Source organism: Flavobacterium sp. 9R, assembly GCF_902506345.1.
Lineage (GTDB): Bacteria > Bacteroidota > Bacteroidia > Flavobacteriales > Flavobacteriaceae > Flavobacterium.
Map to the genome: position 1 here is coordinate 2,213,973 of NZ_LR733413.1, position 16,874 is coordinate 2,230,846.

14 protein-coding genes and 1 tRNA gene are annotated in these 16,874 nt (G+C 34.0%); 4 read left to right on the forward strand and 11 right to left on the reverse strand.

The features are described from left to right. Nucleotides 1–7: 7 nt before the first annotated feature. The 5 genes from FLAVO9AF_RS09975 to FLAVO9AF_RS09995 form a co-directional block, all read right to left on the reverse strand. Nucleotides 8–475, reverse strand: coding sequence for a thioredoxin family protein (locus FLAVO9AF_RS09975; RefSeq protein WP_159687859.1), 468 nt, complete (start codon nt 473–475; stop codon nt 8–10). Between the two features lie 53 nt (nt 476–528). Further along, nucleotides 529–2,040 carry a peptide MFS transporter gene (locus FLAVO9AF_RS09980; protein WP_159687862.1) on the reverse strand — a complete coding sequence of 504 codons (1,512 nt, stop codon included), beginning with the start codon at nt 2,038–2,040 and terminating at the stop codon, nt 529–531. Between the two features lie 9 nt (nt 2,041–2,049). After that, the gene (locus FLAVO9AF_RS09985) at nt 2,050–3,708 is read right to left on the reverse strand and encodes a peptide MFS transporter (protein WP_159687864.1); all 1,659 of its coding nucleotides are present in this window, start codon (nt 3,706–3,708) and stop codon (nt 2,050–2,052) included. A gap of 64 nt (nt 3,709–3,772) precedes the next feature. Further along, nucleotides 3,773–5,464, reverse strand: a complete 1,692-nt coding sequence (locus FLAVO9AF_RS09990) for a peptide MFS transporter (protein WP_159687867.1) — start codon at nt 5,462–5,464, stop codon at nt 3,773–3,775. A gap of 37 nt (nt 5,465–5,501) precedes the next feature. Beyond that, the gene (locus FLAVO9AF_RS09995) at nt 5,502–7,673 is read right to left on the reverse strand and encodes a S9 family peptidase (RefSeq protein ID WP_159687870.1); all 2,172 of its coding nucleotides are present in this window, start codon (nt 7,671–7,673) and stop codon (nt 5,502–5,504) included. A 320-nt stretch (nt 7,674–7,993) separates the two neighbouring features. Between FLAVO9AF_RS09995 and FLAVO9AF_RS10000 the strand changes: the two genes are divergently transcribed. After that, nucleotides 7,994–9,325, forward strand: a complete 1,332-nt coding sequence (locus FLAVO9AF_RS10000; protein ID WP_255478117.1) for a hydroxymethylglutaryl-CoA reductase, degradative — start codon at nt 7,994–7,996, stop codon at nt 9,323–9,325. Nucleotides 9,326–9,350: 25 nt separating this feature from the next. Beyond that, complete coding sequence (locus tag FLAVO9AF_RS10005) at nt 9,351–10,271, forward strand: GYDIA family GHMP kinase (protein WP_159687875.1); 921 nt, start codon at nt 9,351–9,353, stop codon at nt 10,269–10,271. Here the strand turns inward: FLAVO9AF_RS10005 and FLAVO9AF_RS10010 are convergent. The 6 genes from FLAVO9AF_RS10010 to FLAVO9AF_RS10035 all read right to left on the reverse strand — a co-directional run bounded on the left by FLAVO9AF_RS10010 (nt 10,268) and on the right by FLAVO9AF_RS10035 (nt 15,995). Then, a complete protein-coding gene (locus FLAVO9AF_RS10010; RefSeq protein WP_236552311.1) occupies nt 10,268–10,702 on the reverse strand; it encodes a hypothetical protein in 435 nt (144 codons plus the stop codon). The two genes, FLAVO9AF_RS10005 and FLAVO9AF_RS10010, sit on opposite strands and share 4 nt — an antisense overlap. A gap of 219 nt (nt 10,703–10,921) precedes the next feature. Beyond that, entirely contained in the window at nt 10,922–13,021 is a 2,100-nt protein-coding gene (locus FLAVO9AF_RS10015) for a peptidylprolyl isomerase (RefSeq protein WP_159687878.1), read from the reverse strand. Nucleotides 13,022–13,235: 214 nt separating this feature from the next. Further along, complete coding sequence (locus FLAVO9AF_RS10020) at nt 13,236–13,430, reverse strand: hypothetical protein (RefSeq protein ID WP_159687881.1); 195 nt, start codon at nt 13,428–13,430, stop codon at nt 13,236–13,238. Nucleotides 13,431–13,442: 12 nt separating this feature from the next. Then, complete coding sequence (lptC, locus tag FLAVO9AF_RS10025; RefSeq protein ID WP_159687884.1) at nt 13,443–13,997, reverse strand: LPS export ABC transporter periplasmic protein LptC; 555 nt, start codon at nt 13,995–13,997, stop codon at nt 13,443–13,445. 23 nt (nt 13,998–14,020) lie between these two features. After that, entirely contained in the window at nt 14,021–15,268 is a 1,248-nt protein-coding gene (locus FLAVO9AF_RS10030) for a hypothetical protein (protein WP_159687886.1), read from the reverse strand. Continuing rightward, on the reverse strand, nt 15,261–15,995 hold the full coding sequence (locus FLAVO9AF_RS10035; RefSeq protein ID WP_159687889.1) for a type III pantothenate kinase: 735 nt from the start codon (nt 15,993–15,995) through the stop codon (nt 15,261–15,263). Before FLAVO9AF_RS10035 ends, FLAVO9AF_RS10030 begins: the two co-directional genes overlap by 8 nt. 122 nt (nt 15,996–16,117) lie before the next feature. On the opposite strand from FLAVO9AF_RS10035, the gene FLAVO9AF_RS10040 reads away from it, so the two are divergent. Together FLAVO9AF_RS10040 and FLAVO9AF_RS10045 are read left to right on the forward strand one after the other, a co-directional pair. Next, nucleotides 16,118–16,190 (forward strand) — tRNA-Phe (locus FLAVO9AF_RS10040). Nucleotides 16,191–16,401: 211 nt separating this feature from the next. Then, entirely contained in the window at nt 16,402–16,821 is a 420-nt protein-coding gene (locus FLAVO9AF_RS10045) for a helix-turn-helix domain-containing protein (RefSeq protein ID WP_159687892.1), read from the forward strand. Nucleotides 16,822–16,874 lie beyond the last annotated feature (53 nt).

The following is a 16,874-nucleotide window of genomic DNA, read 5'->3' on the forward strand; positions in this document are numbered from 1 at the left end:
TAAAAAGCTATTTTTTCTTTTGCGCTAAAAACCCATTGGCTACGGCCAACCAAGCTGCTGGACCACCAGCTACATAGCCAGTACTTCCTAAACCTTCAAAATTGGTTTTGCCATTCTTCGTAACTCCTTTAGCAAAAAAAACCGTTGGATAACCTTGAACACCAAATGCTTGTTGTAATTCAGCGTTTTGTCTTCTAATCTCCTCTGATTGATATTGCTTTCTAGGATAATCCAATTCAACTAAAACAACATTTTCTTTAGCCCATTTAGCAAACTCTGGAGTTTTCAATACTTCTTTCTGCAAACGGATACACCATCCACACCAGTCACTACCTGTAAAAAAAAGCATAAGAGGTTTTTTCTCTTTGTTGCCAATAGCAACAGCTTCTTTTACATTGGTAAACCATTTTAGTTCTTGCGCTTGTACTTCGATAACACAAAATGTAAACAACAGAAATACAATTATTTTTTTCATACGATGATTTATTTTTGACAAAAATATATAAAATTCTAACGTTTAAATGTCGGCTATTTTACTTCTTGCATTAATTTTCTAACCAATGGTGAAAGTAAAATCAAAACCACACCAGCAATTAAAGCATAAATGGCTAATTGTAAGTATCCGTCGGCATAAACATTGAGCTTCTCTATATTGCTCGATTGCTCCGAAGCTTCTGCAATGTTAGCCCCCAAAATACCAGCAAAATACTGCCCGTAAGCACTAGCCAAGAACCACATTCCCATAATTACGGCTTGTGTTTTGGAAGGTGACAGTTTCGTCATTGCAGACATTCCGATAGGTGACAAACATAACTCCCCCAAAGTAATCACAAACCATCCAAAAGTAAAGATACCTAAAGAAGTTCGACCAAAACCGTCAGCAAAAAACTTCGTATAATAAAAAACCCAAAAGCCACCTGCTAAGAATAAAAAAGCAAGACCAAACTTAACCACCGTGTTGGGTTCAATTTTTCTTTTGTCTAACCAAAGCCAAACTAATCCAACAAGTGCGGCAAAACCAATCACAAAAAGAGAATTTGCAGAATTATTGACTCCGTTAGGACTCAAAACAACTCCTCCAATGGTATTGTTTAAATTATTAACAGCAAACAAACTCAGTGAGCCTCCGCTTTGCTCGAAAAAAGCCCAAAAGAAAATGGAGAAAATAATGAAAATCAGCGCTGCAAATAACTTTTTATTCTCTGCTAAAGTGAAGTTTTTCATTTCGTATAACAAATACAAAATGGAAGCGGGTCCGATACAAATCATAAAGTAATCAGTATAATGTGTATTGGCTACCATCACAATAATCAAAGGAATAACAAGTAATGACCCTACATAAGTTATTATTTCTAATTTCTTGCGTTTAGAGACCATTATCTCTTTTAATGGAGAAAGACCAATTGGACCTAAACTTTTTTGGGTTTGGGTAAAAGTCAATAAACTAATAATCATTACAATCGCAGCGAAACCAAAACCTACATTCCAACGCAAATGTTCAGGAACAATTGATTGCCACATTGACCCCTCGGCAACAGCGATACAGATATAACCACCAATCAAGGCACCTAGATTTACCCCCATATAAAAGAAAGAAAAACCAGCATCACGTCTAGGGTCACCATCAGGATATAATTGCCCTACCATTGATGAAATATTGGGTTTAAAAAAACCAGTTCCTACAATCGTAAAACCAAGACCAATAAAGAAAAAATTCTTGGGGTCGACAGCCAAAATAACACTCCCTATAATCATTAGAATTCCACCCCAAAAGAGTGACTTTCGAAGACCTAAAATCTTATCGGCAAACAAGCCACCGATAAAAGTAAACGCATATACCCAAGCTTGAGTAGCTCCGTATTGCAAATTGGCAACCTTTTCGTTCATCCCAAGATGACTCACCATAAAGACCACCAACATACCGCGCATTCCGTAAAAACAAAAGCGCTCCCACATTTCACTAAAGAACAAATACCACAATTGTTTTGGGTATTTCCCTTTAAAATTCTGAATTTGTTCTAATGTTATATTTGATTCCATTTACTTGATTTAATTAATTCCTTTTTCTTTCATAACCTTATTCAATTCTTTTACCAAAGCAAACATCAGTAATGTTGCAAACATTAAAAGACTAAAATTAATCCAGAAAAAATTAGCTTTGTTTTCATAAGAATCCCACATACTGGCCAAAACGCCGCTTAATTTGTTACCAATTGAAGTGGCCAAAAACCAACCACCCATCATCAAAGAGGTGATGTTTTTGGGACTTAATTTTGAGACCACAGATAATCCCATCGGACTTAAGAATAATTCTCCAATAGTTATTACTCCATAATTGGCCACCAACCACCATACGGAAACTTTTTCTGCTCCATTATTACCAATATGAACCGCAGCCACCATAACCAAGACCGATAAAGCTGAAATCAATAATCCAAAAGCAATTTTGGTAGGTGTTGAGGGTTCCTTTTTTCTGCTACGCAAAAAAGTAAAAAACGCCACGACCAAAGGCGTCAAAAGAATTACCCAACCTGGATTAATCGATTGGCTCAGGTTCGCCGACCAAGTATAGATTTTACTTTCTTCTTTAGGCAATTTTTCTTTGGCTACATTTCTAAAATACAAAGGATAATCCACCACTTTGATGACTTTTCCATCTTCTTTCTGAATTCTAAAAGCGGCATCGTACAAGGCAACAGAATCTTTCTTATAAGTTAGCGTGTCAGTTAGTACCAACTTTGAACCTATTTGTTGTGCCACACCTGTTAATTCTCTATCAGTATATTTATCACCCCAATTGTTGAGTGCAGAACCATTCAATTTAAAAACCGCCCAAAATAAAATCACAACTGCAAAAATTGAAAGCAAAGCTCCAATAGGTCGTTTATCTTCCACCTTAGCTTTAAAGTAAAGACTTCCGTAAAAGAAAATCACAGGAATACAAGCGAACACAAAAGCATCAGTACTATCCGAACCAAAAATGGAACTGTCAAGATTAGTATCCGAAGTAATTCCTTTTATCAACCAACCAATTACTCCAAAAATCAATGAAGGTAATAATATAAAAAGAACAATTTTATAAAAAGGCATATCGCCTTCTTGAACCCCTTTCTTTTCAGTTTTATCTCCATAATGTTTGGTGCCCAACATAAATACCAAAACACCAATAAACATCCCCACACCAGCAGCCATAAAAGCTTCTTGCCAGCCAAAAAGAATTTTTAGTGCCGCACCAAAGAAATTACAAATGAAAGCCCCTACATTGATTCCCATATAGAAAATGTTGTACCCTTCGTCTTTTCGGTCTTTGTATTGCTCATCGTTATAGAAATTCCCTAATAAGGTAGAGATATTGGGTTTAAAGAAACCATTCCCAACAATCACTAACGTCATCGCAGTGTACAACATTGGAATGCTGTGCACTCCCATAATTAGATACCCTACCCCCATCATTAATCCGCCAATTATAATGGATTTTTTATAACCCAAATAACGGTCAGCAATTAATCCACCAATAAAGGGAGTCAAGAATACCAAAGCGATAAATGTTCCATACAAATCCGAAGCTTCTTTTTCGGTCATTGAAAATCCAGCTTCTACATCTTTCAGATAAAGCGTAAAAATTCCAATCATTAAATAATAACCGAAACGTTCCCACATTTCAGACAAAAACAAATAAGGCAGGGCTTTAGGATGATTTTTCCACATAGAAATAGTATTAAAAAATAAACCTACAAGAAATACTTGTAGGTTTAAAAAGAGTATAAATAAATTAACGGATACCGTGCATCATTTTTTTCAAAAATGGCGTCAATAAAAATAGAATTATTGCAGCAACTCCTGTAGAGATAACAAACACCATAAAAAATTCAAAAAGATTATGGATTTCAAAACCTACAAAAACAGGGTTGTTTGGACTAATTTGATTTGTTTCTAAAAGTTGCAATTGCTCTGGAGTTGGAACTATTTTTTTATCCAAAATTGCTTGTAAATCAATTCCCAATTCTTTCGCTTTAATAAACTTATCCCCAGTAGCAGGCAGAATAGAACCTAAAGTTCCTGCCAACGCATATCCTGAAGCGTTAGACAAAAAGAAAACGCCGTACAATAAAGAAGAAAAACGTTTTGGAGACAATTTACCAACTAATGAAAGTCCAATTGGAGACAAACACAACTCTGCACAAGTATTGATTAAGTATAAAAGAATTAACCATTTAATCGCCAACAATCCAGAAGTACCTAAATCTTTAACTTGAGTAGCAATCATATAAAAACTTACTGCAATCAAAAACAAACCAATGGCTAACTTTACAGGCGAAATTGGTTCTTTATCATTCGCTCTTAATTTATCCCATAACATACTAAAAGGAACTGCTAAAGCCACAACAAATAATCCATTGAAAATTTGAACCATCGAAGCTGGCATTTGGAAGCCAAAGAAATTTCTATCAGTTTGATAATCGGCAATGAAAGTCAATGAAGAACCTGCTTGTTCGAAAGCTGCCCAGAAGAAAATAATGAAAAAAGAAATAATATAAATTACCAAAATACGGTCGCGTTCTACTTTTGTCAAAGAACTATCAGATAAAATCAATCCTGCTAAAGTAATACCAGCAGCATAAATAATTGGATAAATGATTGTTTTTACAACATTAGTTCCATCTACAGAAAAATGGAAAGCTAGAAACATTCCAACGAAAGCAACTACAGAAAGAGCTAAAGCTTTTGTTGAGAAAACAGCACTTTGAGCTTCTCCTTCTTCATAATCAGAAGATTCATTTTTAGAAGGCAATCCTCCTAATGGCTTCCCTTCTGGAGAAACAACATATTTATCTTTTAAGAAATAAAACAAAACAGTTCCAATCAACATAGCTGCTGCTGCTGCTAAGAATCCCCATTTGAAAGCGTGAATATCTCTGATTCCACCTGTATCTTTTACATCTCCTAAATAAGGACAAATAAACTGACCTAAAAATGCTCCTAAATTAATTCCCATATAGAAAATAGTAAAAGCAGTATCCAATTTGCTTTTTTCTTGCTTCGGATACAAACTACCCACCATACTAGAAATATTTGGCTTAAAAAATCCGTTACCAAAAACAATGATTCCCAATGCGCTATACATTAATGTAGTAGCCAATGATATATTAGAAGGAAAAATACTTCCACTAAAAAACAATAACAATTGCCCGATTGCCATCATCAGACCGCCTAATAAAATACAATTTCTGTTTCCAAAATAACGGTCAGCAATGAAACCACCTAACATAGGTGTCAAATAACATAATCCTAGAAAACCACCATAGATTAAAGAAGCATCTTCTTCTTTCATTAATAAAGAATTAACTAAGAACAGTACTAATAGGGTTCGCATTCCATAGAAGTTGAATCGTTCCCACATTTCTGTTCCAAACAATACCCAAAGTCCTTTTGGATGAGCTGTTTTCTCTTGTGTTTCTGTCATTGTAGTCTAGTTTAAATTATGTGATTGAGGTTAGTTATTATAAATTATCAAGGATAAAGTTAGTCATTTTATTGTAAAGTTGAATTCGGGTATAGCCTCCAAAAATACCGTGATTTTTGTCTGGATAAATTTGTGAATCGAACTGTTTGTTGGCTTGAATCAAGGCTTCCATCATTTGCATTGAATTCTGAACGTGTACATTATCATCTGCCGAGCCGTGTATTAATAAAAACTTGCCTTTTAATTTTTGTACGTGATTAATTGGCGAGTTATCATCATAACCACTAGGGTTTTCTTGTGGTGTTTGCATATAACGTTCCGTATAAATACTATCATAAAAACGCCAATTGGTTACTGGAGCAACTGCGATAGCCATTTTGAAAACATCATTTCCTTTCAAAATACAATTCGATGCCATAAATCCACCAAACGACCAACCAAAAATTCCTATTCTTGATTTGTCTACAAAAGAATAAGAACCCAATACTTTGGCAGCATCAATTTGGTCGATTACTTCGTATTTCCCTAATTCTTTTTGAGTCACTTTTTTGAATGCTGCGCCTTTAAAACCTGTACCTCTACCGTCAACACAGGCCACAATATATCCTTTTTGTGTAAGCGATGCAAACCAGTAATCATCGCCGCTGTTCCAATCATTATTGACTTGTTGTGAACCTGGCCCAGAATATTGGAACATAAAAACAGGATATTTCTTAGTAGCGTCAAAATCTTTAGGTTTCATCATCCACATATTGAGTTCAATTCCTTTTTCTGTTTTCAAAACAGAGAACTCTTTTGTAGGCAAATTGAAGCCTTTTAAATTGTTGGATAAGGTTTGATTCTCCTCAATCATTTGCAATTGCTTTCCAGCTTTGGCTTCATTCAAAGTATAAACTGGAGGCTGCGTGGCGCTTGAAAATGTAGTAATAAAATATTGGAAATTTGGGCTAAACGTAGCTGCACTAGTTCCTACCTTAGAAGATAAACGTACTTTGTTTTTCCCATCTAAACCAATGCGATAAATATCACGGTTGATAGAACCATTTTCTACCGATTGATAAAAAATAGTTTTGGTTTTTTCATCAAATCCATAATAATTGGTCACTTCCCAATTGCCTTTGGTGACTTGATTAATTAGTTTTCCTGTTTTATCGTATAAATAAATATGATTGAAACCATCTTTTTCGCTAGTCCAGATAAAGCTGTTGTCTTTTAGGAAAGTCAAGTTGTCCGTAACATCAATATAGGCTTTGTCTTTCTCGTTTAAAACAACTTTAGCTGCAGCTGTAGTACCATCAATAAACAACAAATCTAAGTTATCTTGATGACGATTCAACACTTGAGCCGAAAGTACATTAGCATCGTTTGTCCATTGCATTCTTGCAATATAAAAATCAGAGTAGTTGCCTAAATTCACTTCTTTTTTAGCTTGAGACGCAACATCATAAATATGCAAAGACACTACTGCGTTTTTTTCACCAGCTTTAGGATATTTGAATGTTTCTACTTTTGGGTACAACTCTTTTTGAAAAATAGACATTGAAAACTCAGGAACTTCGGATTCATCAAAACGGATAAAAGCAATCTTTTTACTATCAGCACTCCAGTCAAAAGCTTTTACAAAAGCAAATTCTTCTTCATACACCCAGTCGGTAATCCCGTTGATGATACTATTCTTTTTTCCGTCTGTAGTAATTGAGGTTGTCGCTTTGGTAGCAATGTCGTAAACAAACAAATTATTGTCTTTTGCATAGGCTATCTTTTTACCATCTGGCGAAAGCGTTGGCTCTTGAACAGGAAAATCAAATAATTTGACTAATTGCTTAGAAGTTATATTGTATAAAAAATAATCGGCTGTAAAAGAATGACGAAAAATTGGCTGCGTGTTATTAGCAATTAGGATTTGTTTTTCATCTTCACTAAAGCTATAACTGTCGATTCCATCTGATAATTGTGGAAAATCTTTAGTGTCAATCAAAGTGGCTACTTTCTTCAATGAAGCATAATCATACAAATCAATTTGTTGACCATTACGAGCCTGATTTGCATTCAAAACGGTGTACTGATTGGTCGTATTCATTGCCTGTAATGCATCCATTCCTTTGGTTCTAAAAGCACCCGTAAAAATAGATTCGACGGTTATTTTTTGTTGCCCAAAAACGGAAGACATTCCGATAAAAAACAATAAAGCCAATTTTTTTAATTTCATATATGTAAAATTTATTTTTTAATAGGTCATATATGGTATCGCCTTTTATTTATCAGTGTTTGTTTGCAACAAACCTATTGTCAATGGCGATTTCATAAACTATTTTTTTTCAACGCATTTTTGTTCCTTCAGACAAAAAAACATAAAAACACGTTCAATTGAGTTATATTTAAAACGATGTCAATTTTAGTAAAAAAATTGCAATAAAGCCTTATGAAATGTGTTAAAACTTACCAATCCTACATAGAAGAACTTCCACCAAGAATGCCAAAAGTAATGGTATAAAAAAAAAGCAAAACCGTATATTTGCTGTCAAAACCATTAATCAATTGAAAATGAACAATACCATCGCAGGATTTTCAAAATTATCTAAAGAAGAAAAAATAAACTGGATTGCCAATAACTATTTTTCGACACCAACTGAAGCAATTGATTTATTAAAAAAATACTGGAATTCTGACAGTATTTTACAGCAATTACACGACGAATTCATTGAAAATACTATCACTAACTTTTATATTCCTCTTGGAGTTGCTCCAAATTTTTTAATCAACGGCAAAAATAGCTCAATACCAATGGCTATCGAAGAAAGTTCCGTTGTGGCAGCAGCAGCGAAATCAGCCAAATTTTGGGCTACTAGAGGTGGGTTCAAAGCAACAATAATCAACACCGAAAAAATTGGTCAAGTTCATTTCATCTACAAAGGAGATGCTAAAAAATTAAAGGATTTTTTCGCCGACATAAAAACCGCTTTCTTCTCAGACACCGAAGCGTTGACCAAAAATATGAGACAACGCGGAGGCGGAATTTTAGACATCGAGCTAAGAGATAAAACAGAATTGATTCCTGATTACTATCAATTGCATGCTACTTTTGAAACAAAAGATAGCATGGGCGCGAATTTTATCAATTCTTGCTTGGAGCAATTTGCTAAAACCTTAAAAGAAAAAGCAGAAAACTACGAATCATTTACGGCTGAGGAAAAGGAAATTGAAGTAATTATGAGTATTCTCTCTAATTATGTTCCGAATTGCCTAGTTCGAGCTGAAGTTTCTTGCCCAATAGAAGATTTAGCTGAAAAACATATCCCTAATCCTGAAGATTTCGCGAAACGTTTTGTGCAAGCTGTTCGAATTGCAGAAGTAGAACCTTATCGAGCAGTTACACACAACAAAGGCATTATGAATGGCATTGACGCCGTAGTTTTAGCCACAGGAAATGACTTTAGAGCTGTCGAAGCAGGCATTCATGCTTATGCTTCAAAAGAGGGACAATACAGCAGTTTGTCTCACGCCAAAATAGAAAACGGACAATTCACTTTTTGGCTAGAAATTCCATTAGCGTTAGGAACAGTTGGAGGTTTAACCTCGCTACATCCATTAGTAAAATTTTGCCTCGAAATGCTTGAAAAACCATCTGCACAAGAATTGATGCAATTTGTAGCTGTTGCTGGTTTAGCACAAAATTTTGCAGCACTTCGCTCTTTAACCACTACTGGCATACAAGAAGGACATATGAAAATGCATTTGAACAACATTTTAAATCAATTTAATGTCACCGAAGAAGAACGCCATAACATTAAGAAACACTTCAAGCACCACACTATTTCACATAGTGCCGTAGTGAATTATATTGAAGAATTAAGAAAATAAAGACTGACTAGAATCCTGATGTTCCATGAGACAAACCTTTTATAGCAACGGAAAACTTTTACTGACTGGTGAATATCTTGTTTTAGATGGCGCAAAAGCGCTAGCGCTTCCAACCAAGATGGGACAAAATCTACAAATAGCTACCCTCGAAAGTCCTTCAATTGTATGGAAAAGTTTTGATTCAGATGGCACAATATGGTTTGAAGACGAACTAGAATTGGAAGCCATTATTAATTACAAAGAAGCCGCAGAATCCTCGGTTAAAAACACCTTGTTGACTATTTTACATCATGCGCATTTATTACAACCCTCATTTTTTCAAGAAACTGTAGGCTACCAAATTGAAACAGCATTGACTTTTCCAAAAAAATGGGGATTAGGAACATCCTCAACTTTGATTAATAATATCGCTCAATGGCTAAAAATAGATGCCTTTGCATTACTCAACAATAGTTTCGGTGGAAGCGGCTATGATATTGCTTGTGCTCAAAACGACACTCCTATTTTCTATCAATTAGAAAATCAAAAACCCATAGTTACCCCTCTAGTATTTCAACCTGAATTTGCTTCAAATTTGTATTTTGTGTATTTAAATCAAAAACAGAGTAGTAAAAATGCCATAGCAGCCTATTACAATAAAAAACACGAGAAATTAAAACAGAACATTGCAAACATTAATAAATTGAGTGATGCTGTTGCCACCGCGAAAAACATCAAATCTTTTGCTAACGCACTACAGCTACACGAAAACGAATTGAGCGCCATTTTGGAATTATTGACTGTTCATGAAGCCCTTTTCTCAGATTTTGATGGCGTAGTAAAAAGCTTGGGTGCTTGGGGAGGTGATTTTGTCTTAGCAATAGCTTTAGAAGACCCCACGGCATACTTTACAAGTAAAGGATACTCAACTGTTATTCCATACAAAGAGATGATTTTAGATGCTTAAAACTTACTTAGAACACCCCGCTCTTTGGACTGTTCTTGCTCATTGGTCTCAATAAGCGTGTTATGAAGCCTTTCTGCCATTTTTTCTATGCTATTGGTTATCGAATCGTAGACCAACTCCATACGACGGTGTTTTTCTTCTTTTACAGCTTTCAAAACATCTTCAACAAAAAATTTATCGTATTTCTCAGCAACAGAATCACGAGTGTTTGTTAATCGAATTACAGAATCGTTACTTAATATTGTAACTTTAAAATGCTGCTCTTCATTGCTCAGATAGTACTTTCCGCCTAACTCATCACAATTGATATCAGTGCCATTAACTTTTAACAGCTCTGTTATTATTCCATAAATATGATTTTCAATTTTGGAATATTCTTTAGGTTTTCTTTTAAAAAAACTAAACATACCAATTTTTATAAACCAAGGCATTCAAATAATTTTCTCTCATTATTTTATATCTAGCAATGTTTTTTCGATTAAAACAAAGTAAAATTATATTTTGTAATATCTCAGCAAATTAACAATACTATTTTCAATATCGCAAATTAAAATTCAAATAACAAAAAAGGGTGAGTTTTACCCCAAAAAAAAGCCAGAAACATAAATGTCTCTGGCCTATATTATAAAAAAACAACTAATCAGTAATAACTAGAATCCAAATTGTTTTCTGTTGTCTTCAATTGTAGCAGCAGCTTTCAATGATGGAATAGCTCTATTACTATCACCACTTGTTTGTGCTTTCATTTTTGTAACATATTGAGCATGGCTTTTTAAAACTGGAGCTTTAATTGTGCTCACGTTTTTAACAACATATACTCCTGTATTTCCTTCAATTGGAGCTGAAATTTTGTTTGCAGCCAAAGCAAATGCATTACCAACAACTTTAGCTTCTTGTCCAACTCCACCAGGTAAAACAGCATTTTCAAGAGTCAAACCTGTAGCTTGTTGCACTGGAGCGCCAACGCTTTTTGCAATAGCTTCTAATGAACTACCTGTCATTTTTGCTTTAATCAATTCTGCTTTTTTCTTGTTCTTAAGAATTGGCTCAACATAAGGTCTTGCTAAAGACACAGCAACTAAACCAGAATCATCGATACTCTTAATTTTTGCAATAACGTGACCAACATTTGCCACCTCAAAACGCTTAACAGTACCTACCTTTGAATCGTCTTCAAAAGCCCATCTTACGATTGCTCTTTGATTACCCAAAGAACCAAAGTTTTCGTCTAATGCTTTCGCAGTTACCACTGGCGCAACTGTCAACTTCATATCTTTTGCTAATTTATCAAAATCTTTATCAGCAGCTTCCATTTCAAATTGTGTCGCTTGAGCAAACAATTTATCAGAAGTAGCTTCAGAAGCTTCTATTCTTTGAGCAACTGTTGCTAAACGAATTCCGTCTTGTTTATCCGTAATTTTGATAACATGAAAACCAAATGGTGTTTCTACTAAACCTACTTTTCCAATTCCATTTCCAAAAACAAAATCGTTAAAAGGTTTAACCATTGTATTTGGTCCAAAATAACCTAAATCTCCACCTTGTTGAGCTGATGAATCATCAGAAGCAGTAAAAGCTAACATCAAGAAACTATCAGGGTTTGCAGTAACTTGAGCTAAGATAGACTCAGCTTTTGCTTTTGCTTCTTCTTTTGTTCTTACTTCACGTTTGTTTGGCACTTGAGTACCTTCATAGCTAATTAAGATATGACTTGCTTTTGCATTTACTCCAGATTTAAACCCTAAAGATTTAGACAAACAGTAGTAGTTTCCAAATTTATATGGTCCATAAACTGCACCTGCAGGTAAGCTAAACAAACGGTCAGCATCTACAGCTGGTAAATCTTTTTTAGCTATATAAGTAGAATCGTAAGGAACGTCAGAATTTGCATTAACAAAGTCAATCGCATTTTTAGCATTTTTAAATCCAGGAACAGTATCATTTTTACCTGTCGCTTGATTGTAAACTACACTTCCTGACAACAAACTTGTAATTTTGTTTTTTACTTCAGCTTCATCTTGAGCTGAAGCTTTATCTTCGATTAAAATATAAGAAATTTCACGAGACTCATCTGCTTTGAATTTCTTTTTGTTTTTACTCATATACTCAGTAATTTCAGCATCAGTAACTTTTACATCACTGTCCTTGATAGTAGAATACAAACCAGCTACATAAGCAAAGTTTACTTTATTAGCTTCTGCTTCGTATTTAAATTTACCTTCTAATTCAGTAGTATAAAGTGAAGACTTTATCAACGTATTGTAGATTTGGTACTTTGCATTAATCTCAGCATCTTTCTCTCTGTCTTTCAAGAATTGTGCTTGTTCTGGATTTGATTTGAAAAAATCTTTAAATTTTGCTAAGTCAAATAATCCAGCAGCATTTAAGAACATTGGATTTTTACCAATATTTTGGTCTGCTTTCAACACTTCAACGATGTGCTTCTCTCCTACTCTTAATCCTAATTTTTCGAACTCAGTAGTCAACAAAGCCAAAGTAACTTCTTGTTCCCAAACTCTGTTAGCTGCTTCAGTTGGAGTAATTCCTTGACCACTCTTTTCAAGATTTGTAACTTTAAGTCTAAAATCTTCAAAAGCGATATCCTTTTCATTAATACTCCCAACATCTTTTGTATTTTGACCAAGACCACCTTTACCGATAAGGTCTTGAATTATAAATGCAAACAATGCAATTGCGATTGCTCCAATCAATAAAGCGGAACGTTGTCTAATTTTTGCTAAAACTGCCATTTCTATTGTTGTTAATTTTTATATTCAGATTGCGAAAATACAATTATCTAGTTAATAATAACACTTGGTGCGTTTTATTTTAGAAGTTTTTTTAAAGTTTTAAAAAAAATATGCGATTGCAGTTATTTTAACGAACGCTATCTTATTTTTCAAAACCATTTCACTAGAAAAACACTATTTCCTATACTATACTTTACTATTTAGAGTAAAAAAACTATTGATTCGAATTGCGATCTTCGAAACGTTTGGAATACTTAGCTCTAAAAAAGAACATAAATACAGCCACTGCTGCTATTCCAAAACTCAACCAAGGACCTTGTGTAGGCTCATCCCATTTAGTTACGCCATCATAAACAAAAAACAAGGCAAAAGCCAAGTAAGCGTAAGAAGTAAATTTTAAATATTTCATTATGAGTAAATTTTAATTATTGGAATCAACCTCTCCAGAGATTTTTTGAGAATTTATAACTTTAAAATCTTTGCTAAAATCAATCCCTTGACCAGCAGAAGAGCCTTTAGGACTGGAGAAAGTAAATCGTCGTTCTGTATAAAACCATTCGTTTTTTTGATCAAAGTACAATTGCTCCGTTTCTAAAACTTGACCGTCTTGGGTAGTAATTTTGACTTTTCCTTGCAAATCAATAATGCCAGTTCTTTTATAAGAGATTGCATAATTGGATTTCACAAACGTTTTCTTCCCTTTGGCGTCAAATAAAGTAACATCGATACCTTTTGGAAATTCTGTAAAAGGAAAGTCAACCCCGGAAAAATCGAGCATTTTAGAACTAAGCAAAATAGCAGAAATTCGACCTGAATCGGTATATTTTACATTGATAGAATCAGCTTCTCCAGTTGGATTGAACTCTGAAATGTTGATTTTTTGAACTTCTTTGAAATTACTTTCACAAGAAAACAAACTCACCAGTAGTGTCAAAAAAAGCAGCCTTGCAAAAATTAGTTTTATGGAGAATGTCATTGTAGTGAATTAGAAACTACTTTCTAGTAGAATTTTCTTTTAACAAACCATTTATCATTCAAAGAGAAACTTACGCTAGCATTGAAATAATTCTCTTGAATTAAACCAGCAGCTGTAGTTCCTTTAATACCATATTCTAATCCTATATTAAAATTAGAAAAAGACCCTACAGAAGGCAAACCAAAACCTAAAGTAACCGATTTATCATCAATTTCTTGATTTTGAATGACCAATCCTGTTTTTTCATAACGTAGTCCAGCTCTGTAAACAATGCGCTTTGCGTAACTTGTAAAAGAATTATAATCTGGAATATAATAACCACCAACACTATAACGGTTATATTTTTTAAATGAAGCTCCAGATACATTGTTATAATTATTCGCTAATTTACCCGCATCTCTAATTGCTATTTCTGTACCAATTAACCATTTTCTTGATTGACCAAAACCAAAACCTAACGTTACTTTACTTGGCAACTCAAGCTCACGAGTTGCAGTCACTTCATCAAACCCTTCAGGATCAATATCGAAAGTTCCATCATAATCTACTGTTGAAATGGTTCGGGTATTTTCTGAAGTCAATTTCCCTTTGAAAGTATAATTTAAACTAGAATACAAGTTTATTTTTTTACTAATTTTAGCCTGATACATCGCACCAAGATTGAAATTAAGTCCAGATAAATAAGCAACATTTACTTCTCTTGTTCCTACTGGAACACCTGTTACATATTCTAAGTTGTCTGTTTCAATTTTACCAAAGTTGTACTGAACATCAGCTCCAATACTAAAGTTCTTGGTCAATTTATATCCGCTACCAAAAAAAACCTTATTAACACCACCAGTACCTTCTAATCGTCTGTTGTTTTGAGAACCATCTGCACTAATCGATTGTATTTTGTAACCAACAGAAGAATATGGCATCAAACCAAACCCTACTCCTAATTTCCCAATAGGAATAGCAACAACCATATAATCGAGAGTAGTTCTTTTTGCAGTAGCACTATTTGCATCATCCTTAAGCGCTTTTGTACCATAGGTTCCACCCATCGTAAGTGTCGTTAGCTTTAAATTAGCATAACTAGATGGATTCTCAACATTGATATGAATACTATCTTGTTCTATTGCAACACCACCCATTGAACGATTTTCTAGCATCCCTCTATATCTAATATCTCCAATTCCGTAATATGAGTAAGGTGAAGAAGTCCCCTGTTGAGCTAAAGAAACTAATGAAAAAAGCAAACAAGCTGCTATAAAGATTTTTTTAATCATTGTTGATTGTATATTGAAATGTTTGATTCAAACTCTCTAAAAGGAAATTTGAATTGGCAAATATGGTATTTTTTAATCGCATAGCCAAAAAATCTGCATCGCCCCCCGTTAAAATTATTATAAATTTTGAATACTTTGCTTTGAATTCCTCTATGAAACCGTCAATTTCATAGACCAATCCATTTACAACTCCAGAATGAATAGCATTTACAGTCGAGTCGCCAATAAAAGTCTCTGGATTACCCATAGTTAGCAACGGCAATTTGGCGGTATAATTATGTAATGACTCATAGCGCAAACGAATTCCTGGCGAAATTGCACCTCCAAGATAATTATCGTTTGCATCAATACAATCATAAGTTACACATGTCCCCGCATCAATGACTAATCTATTCTGTCTTGGAAACTGAAGCGTAGCTCCAGCGGCTAAAACCATTCGATCAATTCCGAGCGTCTTCGGTGTTGCGTATTTATTTTCAAATGGAAAAGCATCATTATGGGTTACAAAATGAACTTTAAGCCTAGATTCAAAAGCTAAAAAGAAGGCTTTTTCTAAATTTCCAACCGAAGAAACGACCAAATACTTGAGATTTGGATATTTCTTTAAAATATTTTCAATTTTTTTTTGAAGTTCTTCTACTTCAAAAACAAAAAATTCAACAAGTGTATACTGCTCAAAAACAGCGCCTTTAATCCTTGTATTTCCAATGTCTACGGTTAAAATCATATGTAACAATTAGCGGGAGCTAAGGTACGAATAGATTTTTTTTAAAAATTGTTTTGGATAAATTAAAAATGGTTCTATATTTGCACCCGCAATCAACAAGCACTACTGCTCAAAATTGTAAAGGTACCTTAGCTCAGATGGTAGAGCAATGGACTGAAAATCCATGTGTCCCTGGTTCGATCCCTGGAGGTACCACGAAACCCGAATAGCAATATTCGGGTTTTTTGTTTTTACCTACTACCGAAATAAATCCAAACCAAAAATTTCCCACATTCCCTCCAAAGCTAATAAATACTCACTTTTTTTAGTTTAAAATTACGAATTGCATAAAAAAAATAGGAATTAAAATTAATATTGTTCTTTTATAATGTTGCTAATTTGCTATATTTATGCAAATTATATATACATGGAACTTTTAAGCTGTCCAAAATGCCAAAGTGATCGCATAATTAAAAGCGGCATTATTAGCAATAAACAAAGATACTCTTGCAAAAAATGCAATTATTTTTTCACCGTAAATAAATTGGGGAAAAAAATTGACGATTATTATGTTTCCAAAGCTTTGCAGCTCTATTTGGAAGGCTTAAGTTATCGTGAAATTGAACGTATTTTGGGCGTTTCTCACGTAACTATTAGTAATTGGGTTAAATCCTATAATATTAAAAAGCCATCACACGCTAACTACCACCCTACTTATCGTATTTTAAATCATTCCGAACTAATAGATTACCTAAAAAATAAAAGTCTCTTAGCGGGAGCAGGAATGATCATAACCGAGCTTGGAGATAAATTCATGCTTATTAAATGGGAGCGCTTTAAAGACTAACTATACTTATTTACAAAAAAATATAGCATTATTTTTTTTTCTAAAATTAAATT

Bases quoted from the DNA above. Each gene is read 5' to 3' on its own strand.
- FLAVO9AF_RS09985 (WP_159687864.1), bottom strand. From the start codon at position 3,708: ATGTGGAAAAATCATCCTAAAGCCCTGCCTTATTTGTTTTTGTCTGAA.
- FLAVO9AF_RS09995 (WP_159687870.1), bottom strand. From the start codon at position 7,673: ATGAAATTAAAAAAATTGGCTTTATTGTTTTTTATCGGAATGTCTTCC.
- FLAVO9AF_RS09975 (WP_159687859.1), bottom strand. From the start codon at position 475: ATGAAAAAAATAATTGTATTTCTGTTGTTTACATTTTGTGTTATCGAA.
- FLAVO9AF_RS10035 (WP_159687889.1), bottom strand. From the start codon at position 15,995: ATGATTTTAACCGTAGACATTGGAAATACAAGGATTAAAGGCGCTGTT.
- FLAVO9AF_RS10010 (WP_236552311.1), bottom strand. From the start codon at position 10,702: ATGCCTTGGTTTATAAAAATTGGTATGTTTAGTTTTTTTAAAAGAAAA.
- FLAVO9AF_RS10020 (WP_159687881.1), bottom strand. From the start codon at position 13,430: ATGAAATATTTAAAATTTACTTCTTACGCTTACTTGGCTTTTGCCTTG.
- FLAVO9AF_RS09990 (WP_159687867.1), bottom strand. From the start codon at position 5,464: ATGACAGAAACACAAGAGAAAACAGCTCATCCAAAAGGACTTTGGGTA.
- FLAVO9AF_RS10030 (WP_159687886.1), bottom strand. From the start codon at position 15,268: ATGATTAAAAAAATCTTTATAGCAGCTTGTTTGCTTTTTTCATTAGTT.
- FLAVO9AF_RS10045 (WP_159687892.1), top strand. From the start codon at position 16,402: ATGGAACTTTTAAGCTGTCCAAAATGCCAAAGTGATCGCATAATTAAA.
- FLAVO9AF_RS10015 (WP_159687878.1), bottom strand. From the start codon at position 13,021: ATGGCAGTTTTAGCAAAAATTAGACAACGTTCCGCTTTATTGATTGGA.
- FLAVO9AF_RS09980 (WP_159687862.1), bottom strand. From the start codon at position 2,040: ATGGAATCAAATATAACATTAGAACAAATTCAGAATTTTAAAGGGAAA.
- FLAVO9AF_RS10005 (WP_159687875.1), top strand. From the start codon at position 9,351: ATGAGACAAACCTTTTATAGCAACGGAAAACTTTTACTGACTGGTGAA.
- lptC (WP_159687884.1), bottom strand. From the start codon at position 13,997: ATGACATTCTCCATAAAACTAATTTTTGCAAGGCTGCTTTTTTTGACA.